Source organism: Amycolatopsis sp. NPDC043889 (assembly GCF_056435645.1).
The window spans coordinates 1-23317 of the sequence record NZ_JBWKEC010000011.1 but is presented as its reverse complement, the minus strand read 5'-3'; the positions used below and the strand labels follow the sequence as shown (position 1 = coordinate 23317).

General features: G+C 68.7%; 23 protein-coding genes. 12 read left to right on the top strand and 11 right to left on the bottom strand.

The features are described from left to right. Window positions 1-154 precede the first annotated feature (154 nt). The 4 genes from AC0685_RS21255 to AC0685_RS21240 all read left to right on the top strand — a co-directional run bounded on the left by AC0685_RS21255 (window position 155) and on the right by AC0685_RS21240 (window position 5088). Window positions 155-2401, top strand: a complete 2247-nt coding sequence (locus tag AC0685_RS21255; RefSeq protein WP_478227139.1) for a xanthine dehydrogenase family protein molybdopterin-binding subunit — start codon at window positions 155-157, stop codon at window positions 2399-2401. A gap of 27 nt (window positions 2402-2428) precedes the next feature. Beyond that, window positions 2429-2884, top strand: a complete 456-nt coding sequence (locus AC0685_RS21250) for a (2Fe-2S)-binding protein (protein WP_340687736.1) — start codon at window positions 2429-2431, stop codon at window positions 2882-2884. A gap of 140 nt (window positions 2885-3024) precedes the next feature. After that, a complete protein-coding gene (locus tag AC0685_RS21245) occupies window positions 3025-4266 on the top strand; it encodes a PucR family transcriptional regulator (protein ID WP_478227138.1) in 1242 nt (413 codons plus the stop codon). Window positions 4267-4275: 9 nt separating this feature from the next. Further along, window positions 4276-5088, top strand: coding sequence for an aldo/keto reductase (locus AC0685_RS21240; RefSeq protein ID WP_478227137.1), 813 nt, complete (start codon window positions 4276-4278; stop codon window positions 5086-5088). A gap of 32 nt (window positions 5089-5120) precedes the next feature. Here AC0685_RS21240 and AC0685_RS21235 read toward each other — a convergent pair whose 3' ends face one another. Genes AC0685_RS21235 through AC0685_RS21225 form a run of 3 tightly spaced genes read right to left on the bottom strand, consistent with a single transcriptional unit; the run spans window position 5121 to window position 7918 of the window. Further along, on the bottom strand, window positions 5121-5867 hold the full coding sequence (locus tag AC0685_RS21235) for a class I SAM-dependent methyltransferase (RefSeq protein WP_478227136.1): 747 nt from the start codon (window positions 5865-5867) through the stop codon (window positions 5121-5123). 49 nt (window positions 5868-5916) lie between these two features. After that, the gene (gene mgrA / locus AC0685_RS21230) at window positions 5917-6951 is read right to left on the bottom strand and encodes an L-glyceraldehyde 3-phosphate reductase (RefSeq protein WP_478227135.1); all 1035 of its coding nucleotides are present in this window, start codon (window positions 6949-6951) and stop codon (window positions 5917-5919) included. Between the two features lie 10 nt (window positions 6952-6961). Next, entirely contained in the window at window positions 6962-7918 is a 957-nt protein-coding gene (locus tag AC0685_RS21225; protein WP_478227134.1) for a helix-turn-helix transcriptional regulator, read from the bottom strand. A gap of 62 nt (window positions 7919-7980) precedes the next feature. Here AC0685_RS21225 and AC0685_RS21220 point away from each other — a divergent pair, with 62 nt between their 5' ends. Genes AC0685_RS21220 through AC0685_RS21210 form a run of 3 tightly spaced genes read left to right on the top strand, consistent with a single transcriptional unit; the run spans window position 7981 to window position 11666 of the window. Continuing rightward, complete coding sequence (locus tag AC0685_RS21220) at window positions 7981-9420, top strand: MFS transporter (RefSeq protein WP_478227133.1); 1440 nt, start codon at window positions 7981-7983, stop codon at window positions 9418-9420. Window positions 9421-9441: 21 nt separating this feature from the next. Beyond that, window positions 9442-10323, top strand: a complete 882-nt coding sequence (locus tag AC0685_RS21215) for an AAA family ATPase (RefSeq protein WP_478227132.1) — start codon at window positions 9442-9444, stop codon at window positions 10321-10323. Continuing rightward, entirely contained in the window at window positions 10320-11666 is a 1347-nt protein-coding gene (locus tag AC0685_RS21210; RefSeq protein ID WP_478227131.1) for a vWA domain-containing protein, read from the top strand. Before AC0685_RS21215 ends, AC0685_RS21210 begins: the two co-directional genes overlap by 4 nt. Window positions 11667-11707: 41 nt before the next feature. Here AC0685_RS21210 and AC0685_RS21205 read toward each other — a convergent pair whose 3' ends face one another. Continuing rightward, window positions 11708-12529 carry a lytic transglycosylase domain-containing protein gene (locus AC0685_RS21205; RefSeq protein WP_478227130.1) on the bottom strand — a complete coding sequence of 274 codons (822 nt, stop codon included), beginning with the start codon at window positions 12527-12529 and terminating at the stop codon, window positions 11708-11710. Window positions 12530-12803: 274 nt separating this feature from the next. Between AC0685_RS21205 and AC0685_RS21200 the strand changes: the two genes are divergently transcribed. Then, the gene (locus tag AC0685_RS21200) at window positions 12804-14507 is read left to right on the top strand and encodes a cellulase family glycosylhydrolase (protein ID WP_478227129.1); all 1704 of its coding nucleotides are present in this window, start codon (window positions 12804-12806) and stop codon (window positions 14505-14507) included. Between the two features lie 70 nt (window positions 14508-14577). On the opposite strand, the gene add is transcribed toward AC0685_RS21200, so the two are convergent. Further along, a complete protein-coding gene (gene add / locus AC0685_RS21195) occupies window positions 14578-15552 on the bottom strand; it encodes an adenosine deaminase (RefSeq protein WP_478227128.1) in 975 nt (324 codons plus the stop codon). 153 nt (window positions 15553-15705) lie between these two features. Here add and AC0685_RS21190 point away from each other — a divergent pair, with 153 nt between their 5' ends. Next, the gene (locus tag AC0685_RS21190) at window positions 15706-15921 is read left to right on the top strand and encodes an antitoxin (protein ID WP_340687748.1); all 216 of its coding nucleotides are present in this window, start codon (window positions 15706-15708) and stop codon (window positions 15919-15921) included. On the opposite strand, the gene recQ is transcribed toward AC0685_RS21190, so the two are convergent. Genes recQ through AC0685_RS21175 form a run of 3 tightly spaced genes read right to left on the bottom strand, consistent with a single transcriptional unit; the run spans window position 15918 to window position 18981 of the window. Next, a complete protein-coding gene (gene recQ / locus AC0685_RS21185; RefSeq protein WP_478227127.1) occupies window positions 15918-17750 on the bottom strand; it encodes a DNA helicase RecQ in 1833 nt (610 codons plus the stop codon). The genes AC0685_RS21190 and recQ overlap by 4 nt on opposite strands. A gap of 48 nt (window positions 17751-17798) precedes the next feature. Beyond that, entirely contained in the window at window positions 17799-18623 is an 825-nt protein-coding gene (locus AC0685_RS21180; RefSeq protein ID WP_478227126.1) for an SMI1/KNR4 family protein, read from the bottom strand. 10 nt (window positions 18624-18633) lie between these two features. Beyond that, window positions 18634-18981 carry an ArsR/SmtB family transcription factor gene (locus AC0685_RS21175; RefSeq protein ID WP_478227125.1) on the bottom strand — a complete coding sequence of 116 codons (348 nt, stop codon included), beginning with the start codon at window positions 18979-18981 and terminating at the stop codon, window positions 18634-18636. Between the two features lie 98 nt (window positions 18982-19079). Between AC0685_RS21175 and AC0685_RS21170 the strand changes: the two genes are divergently transcribed. Together AC0685_RS21170 and AC0685_RS21165 are read left to right on the top strand one after the other, a co-directional pair. After that, entirely contained in the window at window positions 19080-19592 is a 513-nt protein-coding gene (locus AC0685_RS21170; protein ID WP_478227124.1) for a mycothiol transferase, read from the top strand. 57 nt (window positions 19593-19649) lie between these two features. Beyond that, window positions 19650-20213, top strand: coding sequence for a hypothetical protein (locus AC0685_RS21165; RefSeq protein ID WP_478227123.1), 564 nt, complete (start codon window positions 19650-19652; stop codon window positions 20211-20213). Here AC0685_RS21165 and AC0685_RS21160 read toward each other — a convergent pair. After that, complete coding sequence (locus AC0685_RS21160) at window positions 20210-21079, bottom strand: hypothetical protein (RefSeq protein ID WP_478227282.1); 870 nt, start codon at window positions 21077-21079, stop codon at window positions 20210-20212. The genes AC0685_RS21165 and AC0685_RS21160 overlap by 4 nt on opposite strands. A 279-nt stretch (window positions 21080-21358) precedes the next feature. On the opposite strand from AC0685_RS21160, the gene AC0685_RS21155 reads away from it, so the two are divergent. Beyond that, window positions 21359-22309: a hypothetical protein gene (locus AC0685_RS21155; protein WP_478227122.1), complete on the top strand. Its 951-nt coding sequence runs from the start codon at window positions 21359-21361 to the stop codon at window positions 22307-22309. Here the strand turns inward: AC0685_RS21155 and AC0685_RS21150 are convergent. Together AC0685_RS21150 and AC0685_RS21145 are read right to left on the bottom strand one after the other, a co-directional pair. Beyond that, entirely contained in the window at window positions 22299-22925 is a 627-nt protein-coding gene (locus tag AC0685_RS21150; RefSeq protein WP_340688614.1) for a TetR/AcrR family transcriptional regulator, read from the bottom strand. The two genes, AC0685_RS21155 and AC0685_RS21150, sit on opposite strands and share 11 nt — an antisense overlap. Window positions 22926-23017: 92 nt before the next feature. Then, a partial coding sequence (locus tag AC0685_RS21145; protein ID WP_478227121.1) for a cupin domain-containing protein occupies window positions 23018-23317 on the bottom strand: 300 nt, incomplete at its 5' end.

Genomic DNA, 23317 nt, shown 5'->3' with positions numbered 1-23317 from the left:
CGGGGCCGTTCGTTGTCATCTCGTCACACAGATGAGCCGACCCGACTACTCCGCGTTGACTAGGCCGAATGCCGATGCCTAGCGTGTCGCCATCCGACCCCAGGCCGCGCGAGGGTCCCCGCCTTCTCCGCGCGCTCTCGAAGGGATCTTCCCGATGGCCAGTCCCACCACTGGAACCCCAGGCGAGGCCCCGGACCCCGGAGGCCTCGGCCGTCGCCGGTTCCTGACCTTCCTCGTCGCCGCGCCCACGCTCACGATCGCCACGAAGATCGGTATCGACACCGTCGCGCCCGAAGAGGCCGAAGCCGTCATCCCGACCCCGCCCGGGCCGGCCGAGATCCTCGACCTCGGCGACGTGCTGATCCTGTCGAACGCCCCCACCGCCGGTCTTCTCGTGCTCGAAGTCCGCGAAGACGGCCGCGTGCGGCTGGAACTGCCGCGGACCGAGGTCGGGCAGGGCATCACCACGGCGAACGCGATGCTGGTCGCCGAAGAGATGGACCTGCCGCTCGACCGCGTCGACGTCGTCCTCTCCGACGCCCGCTCCGAGCTGCTGTTCAACCAGCTGACCGGCGGTTCCAACACGATGCGCTCGCTCTACACCCCGGTGCGGACCGCGGCGGCCGCAGCGCGCGCCCGCCTGGTCGCGACCGCCGCCCAGCAATGGGGCGCCAAGGCCGACCGGCTGTCCACAAGGGACGGTTCGGTGATCGCCCCCGACGGACGCCGCGCGGACTACGGCGCACTGGCCAAGCCCGCCGCCCGCGCCGACCTCGGCAAGCTCACCGCGGCCCCGAAGGCGGAGTCCGCGCACAAGCTGGTCGGCACGCCGCAATCGCGCAAGGACGCCCGCGCGATGGTCACCGGACAGCTGCAGTACACCCTCGACCTGGACATCCCCGGCGCGAAGCCGGTCATGGTCCGCCGCCCGCCGACGATCAACGGCACGGTCAAGCAGGTCAACAACGAGGCCGCCGTCCGCGCGATGCCCGGCATCATCGACATCGCCGTGATCAAGACCGGGGTCGCGGTGATGGCCGAGACCTTCGGCCAGGCGCTCGACGGCAAGAACGCCCTCGACGTCACCTGGAACGGCGGCACCGTCGACGGCGAGAACAACGCGACGATCAAGAAGAAGCTGCAGGCCGCCGCGCTCCCGTTCATCGTGCCGCCGCTGCTGACCCAGTACGTCGACGGCGAGTTCGACTTCGCCTTCGCCAGCCACGCCCCGCTGGAGACCAACTCGGCCGTCGCCGACGTCCGGGAGGACAGCGCGACCATCTGGTCCGGGATGAAGGTGCCGATCCTCGCGAAGCAGAACATCGCGCAGGAACTCGGGCTGCCGGAGAACAAGGTGACCGTGCACGTCCAGCAGGCGGGCGGTTCCTTCGGCCGGCGGCTGTTCTCCGACGGCGCCATCGAGGCCGCGCGTGCGTCCAAGGCGTTCAAGCGGCCGGTGCGGCTGATGTGGAGCCGCATCGACGACATGCGCCACGGCCGCGCGCGGGCCGCGAGCCACCACAAGATCCGCGCCACCTTCGCACTCGGCCAGGTGCTCACCTTCGAACACCGGGTCGCCAGCGTGGAAACCGACTGGAGCCACGGGCTCGGCGAGGTCCTCACGGCGTTCGCCTCCGAACTGCCCGTCGGCGGCAACCTGAGCTTCGCGCAGACGGTGTTCCTGCTGACGGTGAAGTCGCCGTACAACTTCGGCGTCACGACGCAGCTGCTCAACGAGGTCCCGGTGGACTTCCACACCGGTGCCTGGCGGTCGGTGTACTCGTCGAGCACGCGCGGTGCGGAAGAGATCATGGTCGACGAGATCGCCGCGAAGCTCGGCAAGGACCCGGTCGAGTTCCGGCGTGAGTTCATCAAGGACGACCGGCAGCGCGCGGTGCTGGACAAGGTCGCCGAACTCGGCGAGTGGGGCAAGAAGATGCCCAAGGGCTTCGCGCAGGGTGTCGCCGTGCACGGGGAGTACAAGTCGTACACCGCCTGCCTCGTTGAAATGGACGCCCGTGACCCTAAGAAACCGCGTGTCACCAAGGCGACCATCGCGGTCGACGTCGGCAAGCCGATCAACCCGCGCGGGATCGAGGCGCAGATGCTCGGCGGCCTGACCGATGGCATCGCCACGACGCTGACCGCGGGTCTGCACATCGACAAGGGTCTGCCGCTGGAGGGCAGCTACTCGCAGTTCCATTACGCGCGGCAGAAGAACTCGCCGACGGACGTCAAGATCCACGTGATGCCGGAGACGGGCGAGATCGGCGGCGCCGGGGAGCTCGGCGTGCCCGCGCCGGTCGGCGCGATCGGGAACGCCTACGCGCGGGCCACCGGGATCAAACCGCGCAGCTTCCCGATCAACTTCCCGATCGACTTCGAACCCTTCCCCCGCTGACTTTCCTTCCCCGCCAAGGAGTTTTCGATGCCCAATTACACCTTCACGGTGAACGGGAAGACCGTCACCGTCGACGCTCCCGCGGATCTGCCCATGCTGTGGGCGCTGCGGGACAAGCTCGGCGTCCGCGGCCCGAAGTACGGCTGCGGGATCAACGTCTGCAAGGCCTGCACCAGCCACCTCGACGGCGAGGCGTTCAACCCGTGCGTGACGCCGGTGTCCGACTGCGCGGGCAAGGAGGTCACCACGATCGAAGGTCTCGCCGACGGTGACGACCTGCACCCGGTGCAGGAGGCCTGGCTGGAGCAGGACGTCGCGCAGTGCGGCTACTGCCAGCCGGGGCAGATCATGGCGGCGGTGGCGCTGCTGAAGAAGACGAAGAACCCGACCGACGCCGAGATCGACGCGATCCAGAACGTCTGCCGGTGCGGCACCTATTTCCGGATCCGCGAAGCCATCAAGAGCGCGGCCGCGAAGCTGTGAAACCCCGCCGGTGCGGTGGAAATCTCGATTTTCCGCCGCACCGGCGGCGCCTCGCGGTTTCGACAGGCCACCTCCGGGCAAGTCGTGTTAGATGACGTCCCCAGGGCCTCGACGAGGAGTCCCTGCCCCGGAGGACGTCCATGCACTACCGAACGGTGCTCCGCGAAGGTTCGGCCGCCGTCGTCGCCGAACTGGCCGTGGAGGTCGAAAAGCAGCTGCCGGCGCTCATCGACAGCACTGTCGGGCAGATCCGTGCCGAGATGCCGGTGTACCGCGACGCGCAGTTCGTCAGCCACGCCGAACTGCGGACGTCGGTGCGGAACAACCTCGAGTTCGTCATGCGGACCCTCCGCGGCACGGAGGAACCCGACCTCACCCAGGCGAGGGCCACCGGGCGTGCCCGCGCGTTGCAGGGCGCGCCGCTGCCGGAACTCCTGCGGGCCTACCGGATCGGGCTCACCGAGGTGTGGAACCGGTTCGTCGACCTGACCGCTTCGAGCGAGCATCAGGACCTCCGCGGCCTCGTCGCCGCGACGTCGGCGATCTGGGCGCTGATCGACGACTACGCCGAGGCGCTGACGACGACGTACCGCGACACCACCGCCGAAGTCATGCTGGCGCACCAAAGCAGGCGCTCCGCGTTGGTCGAGGCACTGTTCGCCGGCGGCGCGGCCACCGAGGGCACGCTGTGGGACATCGCGCGCGTGCTGGAACTCTCGCTCGACGGGTCGTATGTGGTCGTCGCCGCCGAGACCCCGCGCGTCGGGCACGAACCGTTGCCCCAGATCGAAAACCGGCTCCGCGAACGGCATCACGCGTCCGCCTGGCGGCTCACTCCGGACCTGCAGGTGGGCGTGGTCTCGATGCGGGATCCGGCGGCGTCCCAGGTGATCATCGAGCTGTTGCGGGAGAACCAGACCGGCCGGATCGGGGTCAGCCCGGTGTTCACCGGACTCGGGAACACCTCCCGCGCACTGCACCTCGCCCGTGTCGCGCTCTCCAGCATGATGCCGGGGTCGACGGGAATGGTGCAGTTCAACGAATCTCCGCTGGCCGGTCTCGTCGCCAGCGCGCCCGAGGCGTCGGTCCAGCTCGCGCACCATGTGCTGCGGCCGATCCTGGACCTGCCCGGCGACGACCGGAACGTGCTCCTGCTGACGTTGCGGGCGTGGTTCGAATGCCAGGGCTCCACGAAACTGACGTCCGAGCGGATGTTCTGTCATCCCAACACGATCCGGCACCGGCTGAAGCGGATTTCCGAGGAACTGGGGCGTTCGCTGACCGACCCGGCCGACATCGCCGAACTCGGTGCCGCCCTGCGCGCGCTCCACATGTTCCCGGACACCTCGCATTTGCCCTCGCCGAGGGATCCGCTGCGCTAGGTTCGCGGCATGGAACAGTTCGCCATCGGCGGAGACCTGCCCGTACACCGTCTCGGTTTCGGCGCCATGCACCTGCCGACCGAAGCAGGACCCGGACGCGACAACGCGATCGCCGTCGCGCGGCGCGCGGTCGAACTCGGCATCACGCTGATCGACACCGCGCATCTCTACGGCGGGGGAGCGAACGAGGAACTCCTCGCGGAAGCGCTGTACCCGTACCCGGACGACCTGGTGATCACCACCAAGGTCGGCGTCGTGAGGACCGGCGACGACTGGAAGTACGACGCCCGGCCGGAATCGCTGCGAGTGCAGGTCGACGAAGGGTTGCGGCGGCTGCGCGTCGAGCGGATCGAACTGCTGCAACTGCACCGGATCGACCCGGAAACCTCGCTGGCCGACCAGCTCGGCGCGCTGCGGGACCTGCGCGACGAGGGCAAGATCGGCCGGATCGGGCTGTCCGAGGTCACCGTGGACGAACTCGCGCGGGCACGGGAGATCGTGGACATCGCGAGCGTGCAGAACCGCTACAGCCTGCTCGACCGCGAGCACGAATCGGTGCTGGACGCGTGCGAGGCGGCCGGGATCGCTTTCCTGCCATGGCGTCCGGTGCACGGCTCCGCGTCTTCCGCCACCGCCGCGCTCGCGGCCGTCGCTTCGGAACTCGGGGTGACCACGGCGCAGGCCGGGCTCGCGTGGCTGCTCGCGCGGTCGCCGGTGATCCTGCCGATCCCGGGGACGGCGAGCCTCGCACACCTGGAGGAGAACTTCGCCGCCGCCGACGTCAAGCTGACCGCTGAGCAGCTGGAGCGCTTGGGCTCGTGAGTGGTAAGGACGGTTAGAACCGTCCTTACCACTCACGAGGGTTTGACGGCCTCCACGAGCACCCGCCGCGAGTGCGCGACGAACTTCCCATCGGCCTCGATCATCCGATGGAGTTCCGCGAGCCTGTCGCGGTACTTCTCCACTTCGAACCCCGGCACGATCCAGATCACCTTCCGGAGGAAGTGGACCACCGCGGCGAGGTCGAAGAACTCCATCCGCAGTTTCGCCGGTTCGAGGCGCTCGACCCGCAGCCCGACGGCCTCCGCCTCGACGCGCAGCACGTCGGGCGTCCAGCCGCCGTAGTCCTGCGGGCCGAGGAAGAACTCCTTCAGCTCCCGCACGGTGCCGGCACCGATCTGTTGCGACAGAAAGGTTCCGCCCGGACGTAGCACGCGGGCGATCTCCCGCCACGGGTTCTCGATCGGATGACGGCTGCTCACCAGATCGAAGGACTCGTCGGGGAACGGCAAAGGCGCGTCGTACTCGGCCTCGACCACCTCGCCGCCCAACGGCGAGAGGGTCCTCCGGGCGACCTCGACGTTCGGCGGCCAGCCTTCGGTGGCGGCGAGGACCGGTGGCGGTTTCGGGATGCCCGCGAGCACCTCGCCGCCGCCGGTCTGCAGATCCAGCCCGGCGGCGGCCGCCGCCATCCGCTCGCCGAGCAGCCGCGAGTAACCCCACGGTGGCCGTTCCTCCGTGGCCCGGCCCTCGAACCACGAGAAGTCCCAGCCTTCGACCGGGACGGCCTCTCCCTCGGCGAGCAGCTCTTCGAAAGTCATGCCCGCAGTCTCGGCTCCCCGGCTTGGCGGGGCAACGCGATTTCGGGTGCTATCCGGCGTCGGTCGAGCGCTTCCAGAGGTTGATGTCGGCCTCGGTGGCGTAGCGGTCGATCTCGGCCAGCTCTTCGTGGGTGAAGTGCAGGTTCTTCAGCGCGCCGACGTTGTCCTCCAGCTGGGCGACGCTGCTCGCGCCGATCAGCACCGACGTCATCCGCGGGTCACGCAGGCCCCACGCGAGCGCGAGCTGCGCCAGCGTCTGCCCGCGCCGCTGGGCGATCTCGTTCAGCGCCCGGATCTTGCCGAGGGTGCTCTCGGTGATCGTGTCCGGGTTGAGGGACTTCCCTTGCGCCGCACGGGAATTCTCGGGGACGCCGTTGAGGTAGCGGCTGGTCAGCAGTCCCTGCGCCAGCGGCGAGAAGGCGATGCAGCCCGCGCCTTCGGCTTCGAGCGTGTCGAGCAGCTTGTCGCCTTCGAGCCAACGGTTGAACATCGAGTACGACGGCTGGTGGATGAGCAGCGGGGTGCCCAGCTCGCGCAGAAGTCGCGCGGCCTCGGCGGTCTTCTCCGACGAGTACGACGAGATGCCGACGTACAGCGCGCGTCCGGAGCGGACGGCGGTGTCGAGCGCGCCGACCGTCTCCTCGAGCGGCGTCTCGGGGTCGAAGCGGTGCGAGTAGAAGATGTCGACGTAGTCCAGGCCCATCCTGCCGAGCGACTGGTCCAAAGAGGACAGCAGGTACTTGCGCGAGCCCCATTCGCCGTACGGGCCTGGCCACATGTCGTAACCGGCCTTGGTCGAGACGACCAGTTCGTCACGGTAGGGCTTGAAGTCCGAAGCCAGCAGCCTGCCGAAGTTCTGCTCGGCCGAACCGTAGGGCGGGCCGTAGTTGTTGGCGAGGTCGAAATGGGTGATGCCCAGGTCGAACGCGCGCCGCGCGATGTCCCGCTGGGTGCCCAGTGGCTTGTCGTCGCCGAAGTTGTGCCACAGGCCCAGCGAGATCGCGGGCAGCTTCAGGCCGCTGCGCCCGGTGCGGCGGTAAGGGATGCTCTCGTATCGGCCCTCGGCCGCGACATAGGTGCTCACCGGGCCGATGCTAGTCGCCGGAAGCGCGGGAGAAGAGGGTGGCGACGGCGCCGAGGTGATCTTTGAACGCCGAAGGGCTCTCGACCTGGAAGGGTGCGCCGATGGCGGCGAGGATCAGGACGGGCCAGTCGAAGGTGTCGACGTTCATCGTCAGACGGCAGGACGTCTCGTCGATCGCTTCGAGCGCGCCACCGAGGTACCGCACCGCCGATTCGACCCGGTCCTTCGGCGCGTCGACCCGGACGACCAAGGTGTGGGTGGTCGGCCTGGCCTTGATCCGCGCCTCGACGAACTTGACCGCGTCGCCGCCGGGGATCTCGCGCGGCCGGTAGCGCGCGCCGGTCGTGCGAGGATCGCTGAGCCTGTCGACGCGGAACGTGCGCCAATCCACCCGGTCGAGGTCCCACGCCACCAGATACCAGCGCCGTCCGAGCGAGACGAGCCGATGCGGCTCGACCAGCCGCGCGGACTCCTCGCCGCCGCGTGCCGCGTAGTCGAACTTCAGCCGCTCGTCGTCCCGGCACGCCTGAGCGATCACCGTCAGGCTGGCCGCGTTGACCCGGGGGCCGGTGACGGCCGCCGGCGTCGTGTACGCCTGGAGCGCGTCGACACGTCTGCGCAGCCGGGGCGGCATCACCTGGACGACCTTCGTCAGCGCCCGGACCGAGGTCTCCTCGATGCCTTCCACCGAACCGCTCGCCGCCGTCCGCAGGCCGACCGCGATCGCCACGGCCTCCTCGTCGTCCAGCAGCAACGGCGGCATGACCGTGCCCGATCGCAGCTGATAGCCGCCCGCGACGCCGCGGCTCGCGTTGACCGGATAACCCAGCTCGCGCAGCCGCTCGACGTCGCGCCGCAGCGTCCGCTCGCTCACCTCGAGTTTGTCGCTCAGTTCGGTCCCCGACCAGAAGCGGTGTGTCTGCAGCAGCGACAGCAGCCGCAGCATCCGCGCACTCGTATTCGCCATGAATCCAGGTTCGCTCCGATTCCGGTCAGAAAGTGGCCGGAATTGACTTTAGCGTTCGTCCCATGACGATGACACTGGACACCCCGAGCGGTGTGACCACGGAAAACGTGGAGAAGTCCTACCGCTGGCGCTGGCCCGCGCTGTTCGTGATCCTGACCGGCTCGGTGATGGAACTGCTCGACATGACGGTCACGAGCATCGCCGGACCGGTCATGCGGGAGTCGCTCGGTGGCGGCACGGCGATGATCCAGTGGCTCGGTGTCGCCTACACCCTCGCGATGGTGTCCGGCCTGCTCACCGGCGGGCGGCTCGGCGACATCTTCGGCCGCAAGCGCATGTTCCTCATCGGTGCGATCGGTTTCGTCGTCGGCTCGCTGTTCTGCGCGATCGCGGTGAACCCGGAAATGATCATCACCGCGCGGGTCGTGCAGGGCCTGTTCGGCGCCGCGATGGTCCCGCAGGGCCTCGGCATGATGAAGGAGATGTTCACCGGGAAGGAGCTTCAGTCCGCGTTCGGCATGTTCGGCCCGGTGATGGGGCTCGCCGCGGTCGGTGGCCCGATCCTCGCGGGCTGGCTGGTCGACGCCGATTTCTTCGGCACCGGCTGGCGGATGATCTTCCTGATCAACCTCCCGATCGGCGCGCTGGCCGTGCTCGCCGCGCTGAAGTTCCTCCCCGAATCCCGGCCCGGCGGTTCGCTCACCCTCGACATCCCCGGTGCGCTGCTCGCCACGACCGGCGCGCTGCTGATCGTCTTCCCGCTGGTGCAGGGCCGCGAGTACGGCTGGCCGCTGTGGACGTTCGCGATGATGGCCGCCGCAGTCGTGGTCTTCGGGGTCTTCGCGTGGTTCGAGAAGCGCAAGAGCGGCCGCGGCGGTGATCCGCTGGTGGAGCCGAGCCTGTTCCGCAAGCGCAGCTTCCTCGCCGGGATGGCGACCGGGACGATCTACTTCGCCGCGTTCTCCGGCTTCGGCCTCGTCTTCACGCTGTACCTGCAGCTCGGGTTGGGATTCTCCCCGCTGAAGGCGGGGCTGACCGGGGTGCCGATGTCGCTGGGGATGATCGTCGGGATGGGCCTGGTGCAGGCGGTGCGCAAGCACGGCCGCAAGGTGCTGCACACCGGTGCGCTCATCATGACCGCCGGCGTGGTCGCGTTGCTGCTGCTCCTCGGCCCCGAGACGGGTCCGTGGCAGATCGCGCCCGCGTTGCTGGTGGTCGGGATCGGCTCCGGCCTGATCATGGGGCCGTACTTCGAGATCGCGCTGTCCGGAGTGGAACCGTCCGAGGCCGGATCGGCGTCAGGCGCGTTGACGTCGCTCCAGCAGGTCGGTGGCGCGCTGGGGCTGGCGTTGCTGGGCACGGTGTTCTTCGACGCCGGGACCGCGGATCCGACCGGCGCTGCCCAGCGGACGTTCTGGGTGGTCGCGGTGATGGTGATGCTCACGTTCGCGGTCGGGTTCCTCCTGCCGAAGCGGATTCGCGACGTAGAGTCGGCCGGGTAGGCGATCGAGCTGGGAGGCCGCGTGGCTGGGACCGGGTACTTCACATCCGTCGAAGACGTGACGGCGAAGCTCGCCGACACCGGCTACCTGGCCTCCGCGGCCGTCGCCACCACGGTGTTCCTCGCGGACGCCCTCGGCAAGCCGTTGCTGATCGAGGGCCCCGCGGGGGTGGGCAAGACCGAGCTGGCGAAGGCGGTCGCGCAGGCCAGCGGCTCCCGGCTCGTGCGGTTGCAGTGCTACGAAGGCGTCGACGAGTCGCGGGCGCTGTACGAGTGGAACCACGCGAAGCAGCTTCTCCGGATCACGGCCGGTAAGGACGAGACCTGGGACGAAGCCCGCAACGACATCTTCGGTGAAGAGTTCCTGTTGGCCAGGCCGCTGCTGACGGCGATCAAGGGCGACGAACCGACCGTCCTGCTCATCGACGAGACCGACAAGGCCGACGTCGAGATCGAGGGGCTGCTGCTGGAGGTGCTCGGCGACTTCCAGATCACCGTCCCGGAACTCGGCACGATCACCGCCGGGCGCAAGCCGTTCGTGGTGCTGACCTCCAACGCGACCCGCGAGCTTTCCGAGGCGCTGCGACGGCGTTGCCTGTTCCTGCACATCGATTTCCCCGACGCGGCACTGGAACAGCGCATCGTGCGGCTCAAGGTGCCGGGCGTCGACGACGCGCTCGCCGCGTCCGTCGTCAAGGTGATCACCGGGCTGCGGGCGATGGAACTGCGGAAGGCGCCGTCGGTCGCCGAAACCATCGACTGGGCCCGCACTCTGCTGGCGCTCGGCGCGGACAGTCTCGGCGAGGACGTCGTCCGCGCGAGTCTCGGCGTCATCCTCAAACACCAGGACGACGTCGTGAAGGCGGAAGCGCGGCTGGAACTCGGCAAGGTCCTCGACTCGTGAGCGGTGTGCCGGGCAGACTCGTCGAGTTCGTGGAAGCGTTGCGGGAGCACGGGATCCCGGCGGGTCCCAGTGAGACGGTCGACGCCGCCGCGGCACTGGAAGTACTGGGCCTGGCCTCCCGTGAGCAGATGCGCGAAGGGCTCGCGGCGGCGCTGGTCCGGCGCGGCGGCCAGCGCGCGGTGTTCGACGCGACGTTCGACATCTACTTCCCGCTCGGCGTCGGCGCGCCCTCGCAGGACCCCGTCGAAGACCTGGCCGCGTTGCGGGACCGGCTCGCCTCGGCACTCGCGGCCAACGACCAAACCGAACTGACGCAACTGGCCGGGCTCGCCGTCGACATGCTGGGGGAGTACGGCGGTACGGCGGGCACCGGCGGGTGGTCGGCGCACCAGACCCTGGAACGGCTTCAGCCGCAGACGCTCGTGGTCCGCGTGCTCGAAGCGATCCGCGCGGGAGCTTCGGACGATTTCACCGACAGACTGGACCGCGACGACGTCCGGCGTCGGGTCGAGGGTTTCCGTGGGCTGGTGCGGACCGAAGCTCGCCGCCGAGTGGCGGAAGTCCGTGGCAGGGAAAGGGTTTCGCGGCACGCCGTCCCGCCGGCGGCCGACCGCGTCGACTTCCTGCTCGCCAGCCGCGCGCAACTCGCCGAACTCCGCCGCGTCGTCCAGCCGTTGTCGCGCAAACTCGCCACCCGGCTTGCCTCCCGGCGACGGCGGCACGCGCGCGGGCAGATCGACCTGCGCCGGACGCTGCGGCGCTCGCTGTCCACCGGTGGCGTCCCGATGCGGCCGTCGTACCGGCGGCACCGGCCGGGGAGGCCGGAAATCGTGCTGCTGTGCGACATGTCGGGCTCGGTGGCCGGATTCGCGAACTTCACCATGCTGCTGGTGCAGGCCTTGCGCGACCAGTTCAGCAAGGTGCGGGTGTTCGCGTTCATCGACGCGTGCGACGAGATCACCCATCTCGTCGACACCGGTGCCGCCGATCCGGAGGACCTCGGCGCGCGCATCCTCGCCGACGCGGAACTGACCCGCTGGGACGGGCACAGCGACTACGGGCACGCGCTCGGCGAGTTCGCCGAGCGCTACTCGGACGCCGTGGGGCCCAGGACATCCCTGCTCATCCTCGGGGACGCCAGGACCAACGGCGGCGACCCGAACCTGGAGGCGGTGCGCGGAATGGCCGCCGCCGCGAGGCATACGTACTGGCTCAATCCCGAGCGGACCGCGCTGTGGTCCACCGGGGACTCCGAAGCGCACGCGTACGCCCAGGTCGTCGAAATGCACGAATGCCGGAACGTGCACCAGTTGACGCGGCTGGTGGCTCGTCTGGTCTCGTGAGTGGTAAGGACGGTTAGAACCGTCCTTACCACTCACGAGGTTCAGGGTTTGAGCGCGGCCTTGCCGTAGGCGTCGGCGTTGCTGAACACTTCCTGCCCGTACGCGGTGGAGTTGTTGTAGGTCAGCACCGCGGTCCACCAGCCGGCGGGGTCTCCGAGGTCGCCGCCCCGCGCGCACATGTACCGCGCGGTCGTCATGGCCGCGTCGTCGATGTTCTGCGGGTCCGGCGCGGCGCCGTCGCCGCTCGCGCGGACGCCGTACCGCTTCCAGGTGGCGGGCAGGAACTGCATCGGCCCGACCGCGCGATCCCACTTCGGATCGCCGTCGAGGGCGCCCTTGTCCGTGTCGACGATCGCCAGCACGCCGGGGGAGCCGTCGAGCGGGATGCCGATGATCGGCGGCGTCACGACACCGTCCTCACCGGCGCGGGAACCGTCGTGCCGGGCGTGCTGGGACTCGGTCCGGCCGATCCCGGCGATGGTCGCCCAGGTGATTTCGCAGCGTGGAGTGGTCTTCGCGGTCTTTTCGGCGGCGTTCACGTAGGCCCGCAGCGCGCGCGAGGGGATGTCCGTATTCTCCGCCACCTTCGCGATCCAGGCGTCCTTCGCGGGCTCCGCGGGCAGCGATCCGGCTTCGCCAGGGATTGCCGACCGGGGGGCGGGTTTGAGCGCGGGGACGACGAATTCCGGTTTCACCGGAACCGGCTCGCGGTCGGTGAGGCTCACCACGACCCAGACGGCGGCGGCCACCAAGGCGCCCACGACCAGGAGCGCGAGCATCACGCAGCCACGCGGGCCGCGTTTCCTGGGCGGCTGTTCCCACTGGTCCATGAGGTCCAGTGCCGAAGGGGACGAAGCGGTCACCCGCTCCACGGTACGTGACGATTGTGGAGAACTTGTGTGGCCCGCCGTCCGGGTGACCCGGCCCACCTCCGCATTTCGTCCTCTGAATGCGGTCCTTGCGCGTGCAACTACCGCAAGTAGAGGACTGAACGCGGGGTGCGATCGCCCCCTTTGACCGGTTGACAGCGCTTCGGTCGGATGGTGAGACTAGTCCGCGTTAGGAAGGTTTCTTAACGAGGGCTCGCCGCGCCCCCTGCTTCACGGAACGCAACGACGCTTCTGAAGGAGGCACAAAGTGGTACGCCCAAGATGGCGGGCGGCGCTGGTCACGGTGCTCGCGACCGCCTCGGTCCCGATCTCCGCCCAGGCCGTTTCCGCGGCTCCAGTCCGCTACGAAGCCGAGAACGCGACGATCTCGCGCGGCGTGGTCGAATCCAACCACACGGGCTTCACCGGATCCGGCTTCGTCAACTACGACAACGTCACCGGTAGCTACGTCGAGTACACCGTCAACGCGGCGCAGGCCGGACAGTACACGCTGACCTTCCGCTACGCCAACGGCACCACCGCCAACCGCCCGCTCGACATCACGGTCAACGGCTCGATCGCCGTCGACGACCTCGGGTTCGCCGGCACCGGCGCGTGGACGACCTGGCGCACCGTCACCACGACGGTGAACCTCGCCGCGGGCGCCAACAAGATCCGCACCACCGCCGTCACGGCGAACGGCGGCCCCAACGCGGACTCGCTGTCGGTCGAGGCCGGCGGCGGTTCCGACGACACCGAAGCGCCGTCGGCGCCGGGCTCGCCCACCACGTCGAACGTGAGCTGTGGCAGCGTGACCCTGACCTGGCAGGCGTCGTCCGACAACGTCGGCGTCGCCGGGTACCGCGTCCTGCGGAACGGGCAAACCGTTGCCACGACGGCGAATCCGCCCGCGACGGTGACCGGTCTCGCCGCGTCGACGGCCTACTCGTTCACGGTGGTCGCCTACGACGCGGCGGGGAACACGTCCGCGCCGAGCGCCACCGTCTCCGCCACCACGCCGGCGTGCGGTACCGGGACACCGGTGTCCATCAACGGAAAGCTCCACGTGTGCGGTGTCAAACTGTGCAACCAGTACGGCAAGCCCATCCAGCTGAGGGGGATGAGCACGCACGGGATCCAGTGGTACAGCCAATGCGTGAAGACCGCCTCGCTGGACGCGCTGGCCAACGACTGGAAGGCCGACATCCTGCGCGTCGCCATGTACATCCAGGACGACGGCTACGAGAGCAACCCGCGCAAGTTCACCGACATGATGCACAACTACATCGAAGAGGCGACGAAACGCGGCATGTACGTCCTCGTCGACTGGCATCAGCTCGACCCGGGCGACCCGAACGCGAACACACATCTCGCGAAGACGTTCTTCACCGAGATCGCCCAGCGGCACAAGGACAAGGTCAACATCATCTACGACGTCGCGAACGAACCGAACGGCGTCAGCTGGGCGGACGTGAAGCGGTACGCCGAAGAGGTCATCCCGGTGATCCGCGCCCAGGACCCGGACAGCGTCGTGTTCCTCGGCACGCACGGCTGGTCGACCTTCGGCATCTCCGACCAGCGCGACGAGACCGACATCCTGAACAACCCGGTCAACGCCACCAACATCATGTACACGTTCCACTTCTACGCGGCGTCGCACCAGGACGAGCACTACGACGCCCTGGCGCGGACGGCCGACCGGCTCCCGGTGTTCGTCACGGAATTCGGCACCCAGACCTACACGGGCGACGGCGGGAACGACTTCACGTACTCGCAGAAGTACCTGGATCTGCTGGCCGCCAAGAAGATCGGCTGGACGAACTGGAACTTCTCCGACGACTTCCGCTCCGGTGCCGTGTTCAAGACCGGAACCTGCGCCGGGAACTCCTTCACCGGCACTTCGATGCTGAAGCCCGCCGGTGTCTGGGTGCGGGACCGCATCCGCACGCCGGACGACTTCCCGACCGGCTGATCCCCTCGCGTTTCGTCCTCTGGATGCGGTACTTGCACGCGCAAGGACCGCATCCAGAGGACTAATTGCGTCAGGAGAGCCAGGCATCGATCTCTTGGTGGATCGAACGTTTGAGTTCGGCGGGTGCGAAGGACGAGTCGACGGACGCCCTGGCGAGGCCCGCGAGCGCGAGGTCGTCGTAGGCGAACGCTTCGCGAGTGCGCAGGAACTCGTCGGTCAGCGTCGTCCCGGTGACCGAAGGGACATCGGTGCTGAGCGTGACCACGAGCCCGGCGTCGACCAGCCGGGGGAGCGGGTGCTCCTCGAACGAGGGAACCAGCCCGAGCGTCACGTTCGACGACGGGCAGACCTCCAGCGCGATACCGCGTTCCCGCACCTCGGCGACCAGCGCGACGTCCTCCAGGATCCGGATGCCGTGGCCGATCCGTTCGCTGTGGCCGACCTCCAAGGCCTCGCGGATGCTCGCCGGGCCGGCGTCCTCGCCCGCGTGGTGGATCAAGTGCAGCCCCGCCTCTTCGGCCTCGTCGCAGATCCCGGCGAACGGCGCGAGCGGGTACTTCTCCTCCCCGGCGAGCCCGATCGCGAACACCCCGTCCGGCGCGTACCGGCGTGCCAGGTCGAGGGTGAGCCGGGCACGTTCGACCGACCGGCGGCGCGAGTGGTCCAGCAGCACCCGCCAGTGGAGGCCGTATTCGGCCGCCCCCACCGAGAGTCCTTTGAGGACGGACGCCAGCGGCATGTCCGGCTCTCCCAGCCGTTCGCCGTGCGAAGCCGCCGTGAAGGTGACCTCGGCGTAGCGGACGCCGTCCGCGACCTGGTCTTCGCAGAACTCGCGCGCCACCCGTTCGAAGTCCTCGGACCTCCGCAGGCAGGACCGCAGCAGCCCGTTGTAGTCACCGAACGCACGGAAGCCGTCGAACACGGGTTGTTCCGCGGGTACCGCGACGCCGTTCGCTCCGCCGAGGTCACGGAGCGTGTCCGGCCGGATGGTGCTTTCCAGGTGAACGTGCAGATGCGCCTTGGGCAGCAGAGAAAGGTCCCGCATGAGCACCAAGTTAGTGGTCACGGCCCCCGTCTCGCGCCCGGTTTTCCGGCGGCCGGATATCCGAAATGAGTGATTCGGCTCGCCGCGGGGAACCCTCGGGGCACCACCGGACGTTGAGCAGGACACCAGACGACCCCGAGGAAAGGGACCACAGTGCCTCTACTGCGGAAGTTGACCGCCCTGGCCGGCACCGCCGGGGCCGTGCGCGCCTACGTGCGGAAGAACCCCGAGAAGGTCTCCAAAGTCGTGAACAAGGCCGCGACCTTCGTCGACCACAAGACCAAGGGCAAGTACCACAGCCAGATCGACGGCGCGGTGCGCAAGGTCGACGGGATGACCGGGCGGCCGCGACGCCCCTACCAGCCCTAAGCTTCAGCGAGCGTCTCGAGGATCTGCTCGCCGTATTTGGCGAGCTTGTTCTCGCCGACGCCGCTGACGGTACCCAGCTCCTGCAGCGTGGTGGGCCGTTTGGTGGCGATCTGGCGCAGGGTCGCGTCGTGGAAGATCACGTACGCGGGCACTCCCTGCTCCTTCGCCGCCGCGGCCCGCCACGACCGCAGCATCTCGAACACCGGCGCCGCCTCGGCGGGCATGTCGGCGGCCGCGGCCTTCTTCGCGCTGGACCGGGCCGCCGCCTTCGCCACCCGCTCCGGCTCGCGCCGCAGCTGGACCTTCCGCTCCCCGTTCAGCACCTCGGCACTGCCCTCGGTCAGCACGAGCGAGCCGTAGTCGCCCTCGACCGCCGCGAGCCCCTGCGCCAGCAGTTGCCGCACCACGGCCCGCCACTCGGGCTCCTTCAGCTCCGTGCCGATCCCGAAGACCTTCAGGGAATCGTGCCGGTGCTGGGTCACCTTCGGCGTCGACTTGCCGAGCAGGATGTCGATGATCTGCCCCGCGCCGAACTTCTGGCGCCGCTCGTTCTGCAGCCGGACGATGGTCGACAGGATCTTCTGCGCCGGGATCGTGCCGTCCCAGGTCTCCGGCGGCGCCAGGCAGGTGTCGCAGTTGCCGCAGGGCTCGCTCCGCTGCCCGAAATAGTTCAGCACCTGCACACGACGGCATTCGACCGTCTCGCACAGCGCCAGCATCGCGTTGAGGTGGGCGCTCAGCTGCCGCTTGTGCGCCTCGGACCCCTCCGACATGTCGATCATCTTGCGCTGCTGGACGACATCCTGGAGGCCGTACGCCAGCCACGCCGTCGACGGCAGCCCGTCACGGCCCGCGCGGCCGGTCTCCTGGTAGTAGCCCTCGACGGACTTCGGCAGGTCCAGATGCGCGACGAACCGTACGTCGGGCTTGTCGATGCCCATGCCGAACGCGATCGTCGCGACGACGATCAGCCCGTCCTCGCGCAGAAACCGCGACTGGTGCTTCGCGCGGGTCCGCGCGTCCAGCCCGGCGTGATACGGCACCGCCGGAATCCCGTTCTCCACCAGGAAATCCGCGGTCTTCTCGACCGAGTTCCGCGACAGGCAGTAGACGATCCCCGCGTCACCCTTGTGCTCGGTGCGCAGCAGCTCCAGCAGCTGCCGCTGCGGCGAGTTCTTGCCGACGATCCGGTACTGGATGTTCGGCCGGTCGAAGCTCGCGACGAAATGCCGCGCGTCCTCCAGATTGAGCCGGGACGCGATCTCGGCGTGCGTCGCCTTGGTGGCGGTGGCGGTGAGCGCGATCCTCGGCACGTCCGGCCAGCGCTCGTGCACCGCGGACAGCATCAGGTAGTCGGGGCGGAAGTCGTGACCCCACTGGGAGACGCAGTGCGCCTCGTCGATCGCGAACAGCGAGATCTTGCCGCGGTCGAGCAGCCGCACCGTCGACTCCACCGAGAGCCGCTCGGGTGCCAGGTACAGCAGGTCCAGCTCGCCGGCGACGAACGCGGCCTCGACCCTGTTCCGCTCGGCGTAGTCCTGCGTCGAGTTGAGGAAACCCGCGCGGACGCCGAGGTTGCGCAGCGCGTCGACCTGGTCCTGCATCAGCGCGATCAAGGGGGAGATCACCACGCCGACGCCCGGCCGCACCAGCGCCGGGATCTGGTAACACAGCGACTTGCCGCCGCCGGTGGGCATGAGGACGAGCGCGTCACCGCCTGCGATGACGTGTTCGACGATGGCGTGCTGGTCGCCGCGGAAGTCGTCGTAGCCGAAGACGCGGTTCAGCGTTTCGAGGGCTTCCGAGGTACCGATGTCGGGGACTGCCACCCGGACGATTCTAGGGGCGGGGTCCGACAGTCGACGCGCCCGCGCACCTCAGCGCGGGAACTCCCAGTCCAGCGCCCGGTTTCCGGTGACGACCGGCCGGTAGCCGCCGTCGACGGGCCCGCCGGTCTCGAGCGCGGTCGCGGTCTGCTCCAGCAGTTCGGTCAGGGTCGCGGGCCGGTGATCGAAGCTCACCGAACCCTCGTGGTTCCAGTCGCCGAGCCGCCCGGTTCCGGTGCGCTGGTCGAGGAACAGCCCGTCACCACCGCCGTCGACGGCGACGGGCACGAATCGCCCGTGCCACCACGAGCCGACGCTGTCGTCCCACCCGCCCGAGATCAGCACGTCGCACATGACCTTCGCTTGGCTCGCGATGGTTTCGGTGGAAGCGAGGTGGTGGAACGGGGGCAGGGCGAAGCTATCGCCGATGCCCGAAACGCCGTCGTGCCGCAGTAGGAAGGCGACGAGTTCGGCGGGCAAGGGGATGCCGGTCTCCCGTTGTGCCTGGGCGATCCGTGCGAGCGTCGCGGGCGGGCGGAGGCTCGCCGCCGTCGTCGGCGCGTGGGCCTTGAGCCACCGCTCGACGCGCTCCCAGGCGGCGTTCACCCGGCGGGTGGTCGCCTCGGGGACCGGATCGAGCGCGGCCGGGCCCTGTCCCAGGCGGCAGCCGCTGTCGACGGTGAGCGTCGGCCGGGTCGTGGGCGCGGGCGCGGCGGTCGAGTAGGACGGCGTACGTGGTGTCGTCGGCGGGGCCGCCGGGTACCACTGCGCTCCCTTGTCCCGCCCGCCACGCACCGTGACCGCGAAAACGAGCCCCAGCACGATGACGACACTCGCTACGGCGATCACGACGGCACGCCCCCACCCCTTGCGCATGGGGGCGACCCTAGTCGCCGTCTTCGGCGGCCTTCCGGCGTTCACGGCGGCCGCGCGCGATCTCGGTGGCGAGCGCGTCGAGCGGACCGGTCCAGAACCGCCGGTACTGGTCCAGCCAGCCGTCGATCTCCTTGAGCGGGCCCGGATCGACCGAGTACAGCCGTCGCGCGCCCTCGGCGCGGACAGTGGTGAAGCCGTTCTCGCGCAGGACGCGCAGATGCTGGGAGACCGCGGGTTGCGAGATCCCGAACTCGGCGCGGACCACCGCGGTCACGTCGCCGGAACTCTGCTCCCCGCCCGCCAGCAGTTCCAGGATCCGGCGGCGCACCGGATCCCCGAGGACGTCGAACGCGTGCATCCGGCAACTATCACGGCGTGGGCTTATATAAGTCAAGGTTGTAAGGCAGGGGTCACCTTGCGGTGGCATCGTGGGCGGGGACGCAGGAAGGGGATTCGATGAAACTGGCCGAAGTGGTGGCCGACGGGTTCGGCCGCGTCCAAGAAGTCGTGCACGACGCCGTCGAGGGGTTGAGCGCCGACCAGCTGACCGCGAGCCCGGCGCCGGGCGCGAACACGATCGCCTGGCTGGTCTGGCATCTGACCCGGGTGCAGGACGATCACGTCGCCGACCTGATGGGTACCGAGCAGATCTGGACCGCGCAGGACTGGATGGGCCGCTTCTCGCTGCCTTTCCCGGCGTCGGACATCGGTTACGGGCATCGCCCCGAGGACGTGGAGGCCGTTCGTGCCGGCTCCGCCGACCTGCTGACCGGCTACTACGACGCGGTGCACGAAGCGACGACGGCATGGGCCGCCGGACTCGGCGAAGCCGACCTCGACCGTATCGTCGACGAGGCCTGGGATCCGCCCGTCACTCTCGGGGTTCGCCTGGTCAGCGTGCTTTCCGAGGACCTCCAGCACGCCGGGCAGGCGGCGTACGTCCGAGGGCTCGTACTCCGCGATACGTAGGCGAGGTGCCGCTCCGCGACGGACGACGGGAACGCCGCCCGCGGAAACACTGGTCGCATGAGTACTTCCACAGTGCGGCGACCGCCGATGACGCTCACCCCGCGGTGGCGGAAACTCGTCCTCGTCGTCCATGTCGTTTCGTCACTCGGCTGGCTCGGGATCACCATGGTGAACGCGGTCCTGACCATCACCTCCGTGTTCACCGACGACCCCCGCCGCCAGCACGCGGCCATCCTGATGATGGAGCAGATCGGCGGCTATCTCCTGCTGCCGGTCAGCATGGCCGCCCTGGTCAGCGGGGTCGTGCTCAGCCTCGGCACGAAATGGGGCCTGATCCGGTACAAGTGGGTCGCGATCAAACTGGTCCTGACCCTGATCGCCACCGGGCTGACGCTGTTCTCGCTGCTGCCGGGCATCCGGGAACTGGCGGCCGCCGCAGAGTCCACTTTGGACGGTGTGTTCGTGGAGGCGGGACGGCGCGTGGACGGGTTCTACCCGATCATCGTGTCCACGACGATGTACGTGACCATGACCGTGCTGTCGGTGTACAAGCCGGGCGGCAAGACCCCGTACGGACGCCGGGTGACCGCCACGCGGGTTCGTGACCGGCAGCCCGCTTAGAACTCCTCGAGGGCTTCGTCGATCCGCTCGGCTTCGGCGCGCAGATCGTCCAAGACGGTCTGCGCGGCTGCGGTCTCCCCGTTCGCCGTCTCTTCCTCGAGTTCGGCGTCGGCGAGCCGCCGCCGGAGGTCGTTCGCCCTCTCCGTGGCCTTTTCCGCCCGGCGTTCGGCGCGGGCCACGTCGATCTCGGCCTGTTTGCAGGCCTTCGCGAGCTCGGCGGCCTCGCGCCGAAGCCGGTTGAACTCCGCCACCCGCTTCTGTTCGCGTTCGGCCTCCTCGCGGGCCTTGTCGATCCGCTCCTGCTCGGCCTTCTCGGCGGCTTGCCGCTTCGCCTTCCGCCGATCGTCCAAATGCGACACGGTGGCGGGTTTCTCCCGCTCCGGCGCGGGCTTCCGCTTCGGTTGCGGGGTGAACCCGCTGGTCAGCCACTGGTCGCCCGTGCTGTCCGCCCCGCTGCTCAGCCGCCCGGCGAGTGCGAGCGCCGCGACCTCGGGATCGGCCACGACGGCTTCGAGGGTGGCTTCGACCTCACGGGCGACCGGCTCGCTCATCGAACGTTCGTCCCGCAGGATCCGGTTCACCAGCTCCTGCCGCCGCCGGGCGAGTTTGCGCAGGTCCTCGCCTGCCAGCGCCGAATGCGCCTTGCGCAGATCGTCACCGAGCCTGGCCAGTTCCGCCAGCTCAGGGGAGCCGGCCCGGCGGTTGAGGATCGAGGCCGCGAGCGTGGGCTTCCGCAGGGCGCGGATGCGCTCGGCCAAGGCGGGGTCCCCCGCTGCCTTGGCCTCTTTCGCCCGTTGGTTGCGCACCGACACGAACTCGGCCGGATCGCCGGCGTAGAGCTCGTCCGCGACCTCGTCGAAGTCCATCGCCCTCCGCAGGGTCAGTGGCCGGTCAAGGCCGGATCGGGTGGCCATGCTGCCGTACACCTCCGATGATGATCCCACGAGATTCCGGAGCTTTCACCTTTTCGGAGCTATTCGGCCGCCTAGCGGATCGGGCGTTTCGGCGGCACCCGCCGGACCGGTGAATCCGGATTGCCCGGAGCCGGTCGGACCAAGGCAAGATCGGCACTTTGGAGGTGGCTTCCTCCCGATGGCGGAACAACGATGGGATCAGGGGAAGCCATCGGCCGCTGGAGGCACCGAATGTCCGTCACCGAACACGTTCCCGTCTCACCGCAGGCGGGTTTCCTCGGTTCCGGACCGTATCCGGAACACCGATGGCGGGTGGTCCTCTGGTCCGTCCTGGCGGGATTCGCGCTGACCGTGGTCTGGTCGGCGCCCTTTGTGGACAGTGTGATCGGTGACAGCGTCGCCGACACCCTGCTGGGACACGACGCCAAGGCGACCCCGATCGGCGGAGTGCTGGCCGGAACGTTCTTCGCGTTCGTCTCGGGGCTGGCCGGAACGTTCACCGCGTGCAACATCGCCGCTTTCGGCGCCGTCGCCCCGCTCGTCGGCGGACGAACCACCGGGCGGCCGAAGTTCACGGACACACTGAAGCCACTGGGCTGGATCGCCGCGGGAATGCTGACGGTTTCCGTGGTGTACGGCGTCATCGTCGCGCTGGTCGGCACACGGATGCCGCAGTTCTCGACGGCTTCGTCATCCGGTGGGCTCACCCCGCGGAACATCCAGTCGATGATCGTCTACGGCGTGATCGGGATCGTGTTCATCGTGCTGGGCCTGGCTTCCGTCGGTATCGTCCGCAACCCGATCGCCGGGCTCACCCGCCGGTTCCCGCACACGCCGCTCGTGCTGATGGGCGCGCTCATCGGCGGTTTCCTGATCGGCAGGCCGTTCCCGCTGTTCCGGATGATGTTCCGCAGCGCGGCCGAAAGCCACAACGTGTTCTACGGCGCCGCTGCCTTCGCCCTGCAGTCGGTCGGCAACATCCTGGTGATGGCGCTGTTGTTCCTTCTGCTCACGCACGGCACGGGCGGGCGGCTGCAGCGATGGATGCTCGCGAAGCCCACCAGGATCGCCGTGGTGACCGGTGCCGCGTTGCTGGTCGCCGGCACGTTCACGCTGCTGTACTGGGATCTGCGCGTGCTGGGCCGGACGGGCGTCATCTGGTACCCGACGATCAAGTGGTGAAGAGCCGGGCCAGTACCTGCTCCACCGAATCCTGAAGGCACCTCGCCGCGTCCTCCCGGCCGGCGAGGTGTTTCAGCAGGCCTTGCTGGAACAGGCCGTCGAAGAGCGCATACGTCGTCGACGGGGAGAAATCCGTCGGCTTGCCCAGTAGTTCCGCGTATCGGGAGACGACCCGCCAGATCATCAGTTCGAGGGTCTCGTCGATGGCGAGAACGTCGGCCTGGAAAAGCTTCTCGAACAGGCTCTGGTTGCGCAGGTCGTACCAGAGCCGGTGCAGCCGCGCGTTTTCCCGCAGCGTGGCCGCCGTCGCGGCACCGAAGGCCGTTCTCAGTTCTTCGGCCGTTTCCGCGGTTTCGACTATCCGGTCGTACCGGGTGACGCATTCGGCCTTGTACTGCTTGACGCAGTAGGTGATCAGCTCGGCCTTGTCACGGAAGTAGTAGTGCAGGACCCCGTGGGAGAACTCGGAGTTCTGCGCGATCTCCCGAAGGCTCGTACGCGCGTAGCCCAGCTCGGACAACGTGACCAGCGCCGACCTCGCCAGCTGCGCACGCCGTTGGCCGAACCTGTCCACCGTGCGGGTCTCGTCCCCGCTGCGGCCCGCCACGTCGGTCACAGTTCCCGGTTCCCGTCGCCTCGGGTGCCCGCCGTCCGCGAGCACGTCGTCGGATTCTAGCCCGGGAAAGGGTTTTCTTGCGCTCGACAGAATTACTCGAGCCACTCGGTGATGAAGTGGTCGCTCTCGTGGATGTGGACGGCTTCGTAGATTTCCGGCCCGATCACGGCGAACTTGTGCGGGGTCTCCGCGGGCACGACCAGGACGTCACCCGCCCCTCCTTCGCGTTCGGTGTCCCCGATGGTGAACCTGGCCCGGCCGCGGATGACGACGAACCTGGATCCACCGGTGTTGTGTGGTGTTTGGGGTGTGTCCGGGTACGCAAATGCCCTCTGGCTTGGGATGATTGTTCTTGCGACGGAACAAAAACCACGGAGCGAGAGGGCATCTGC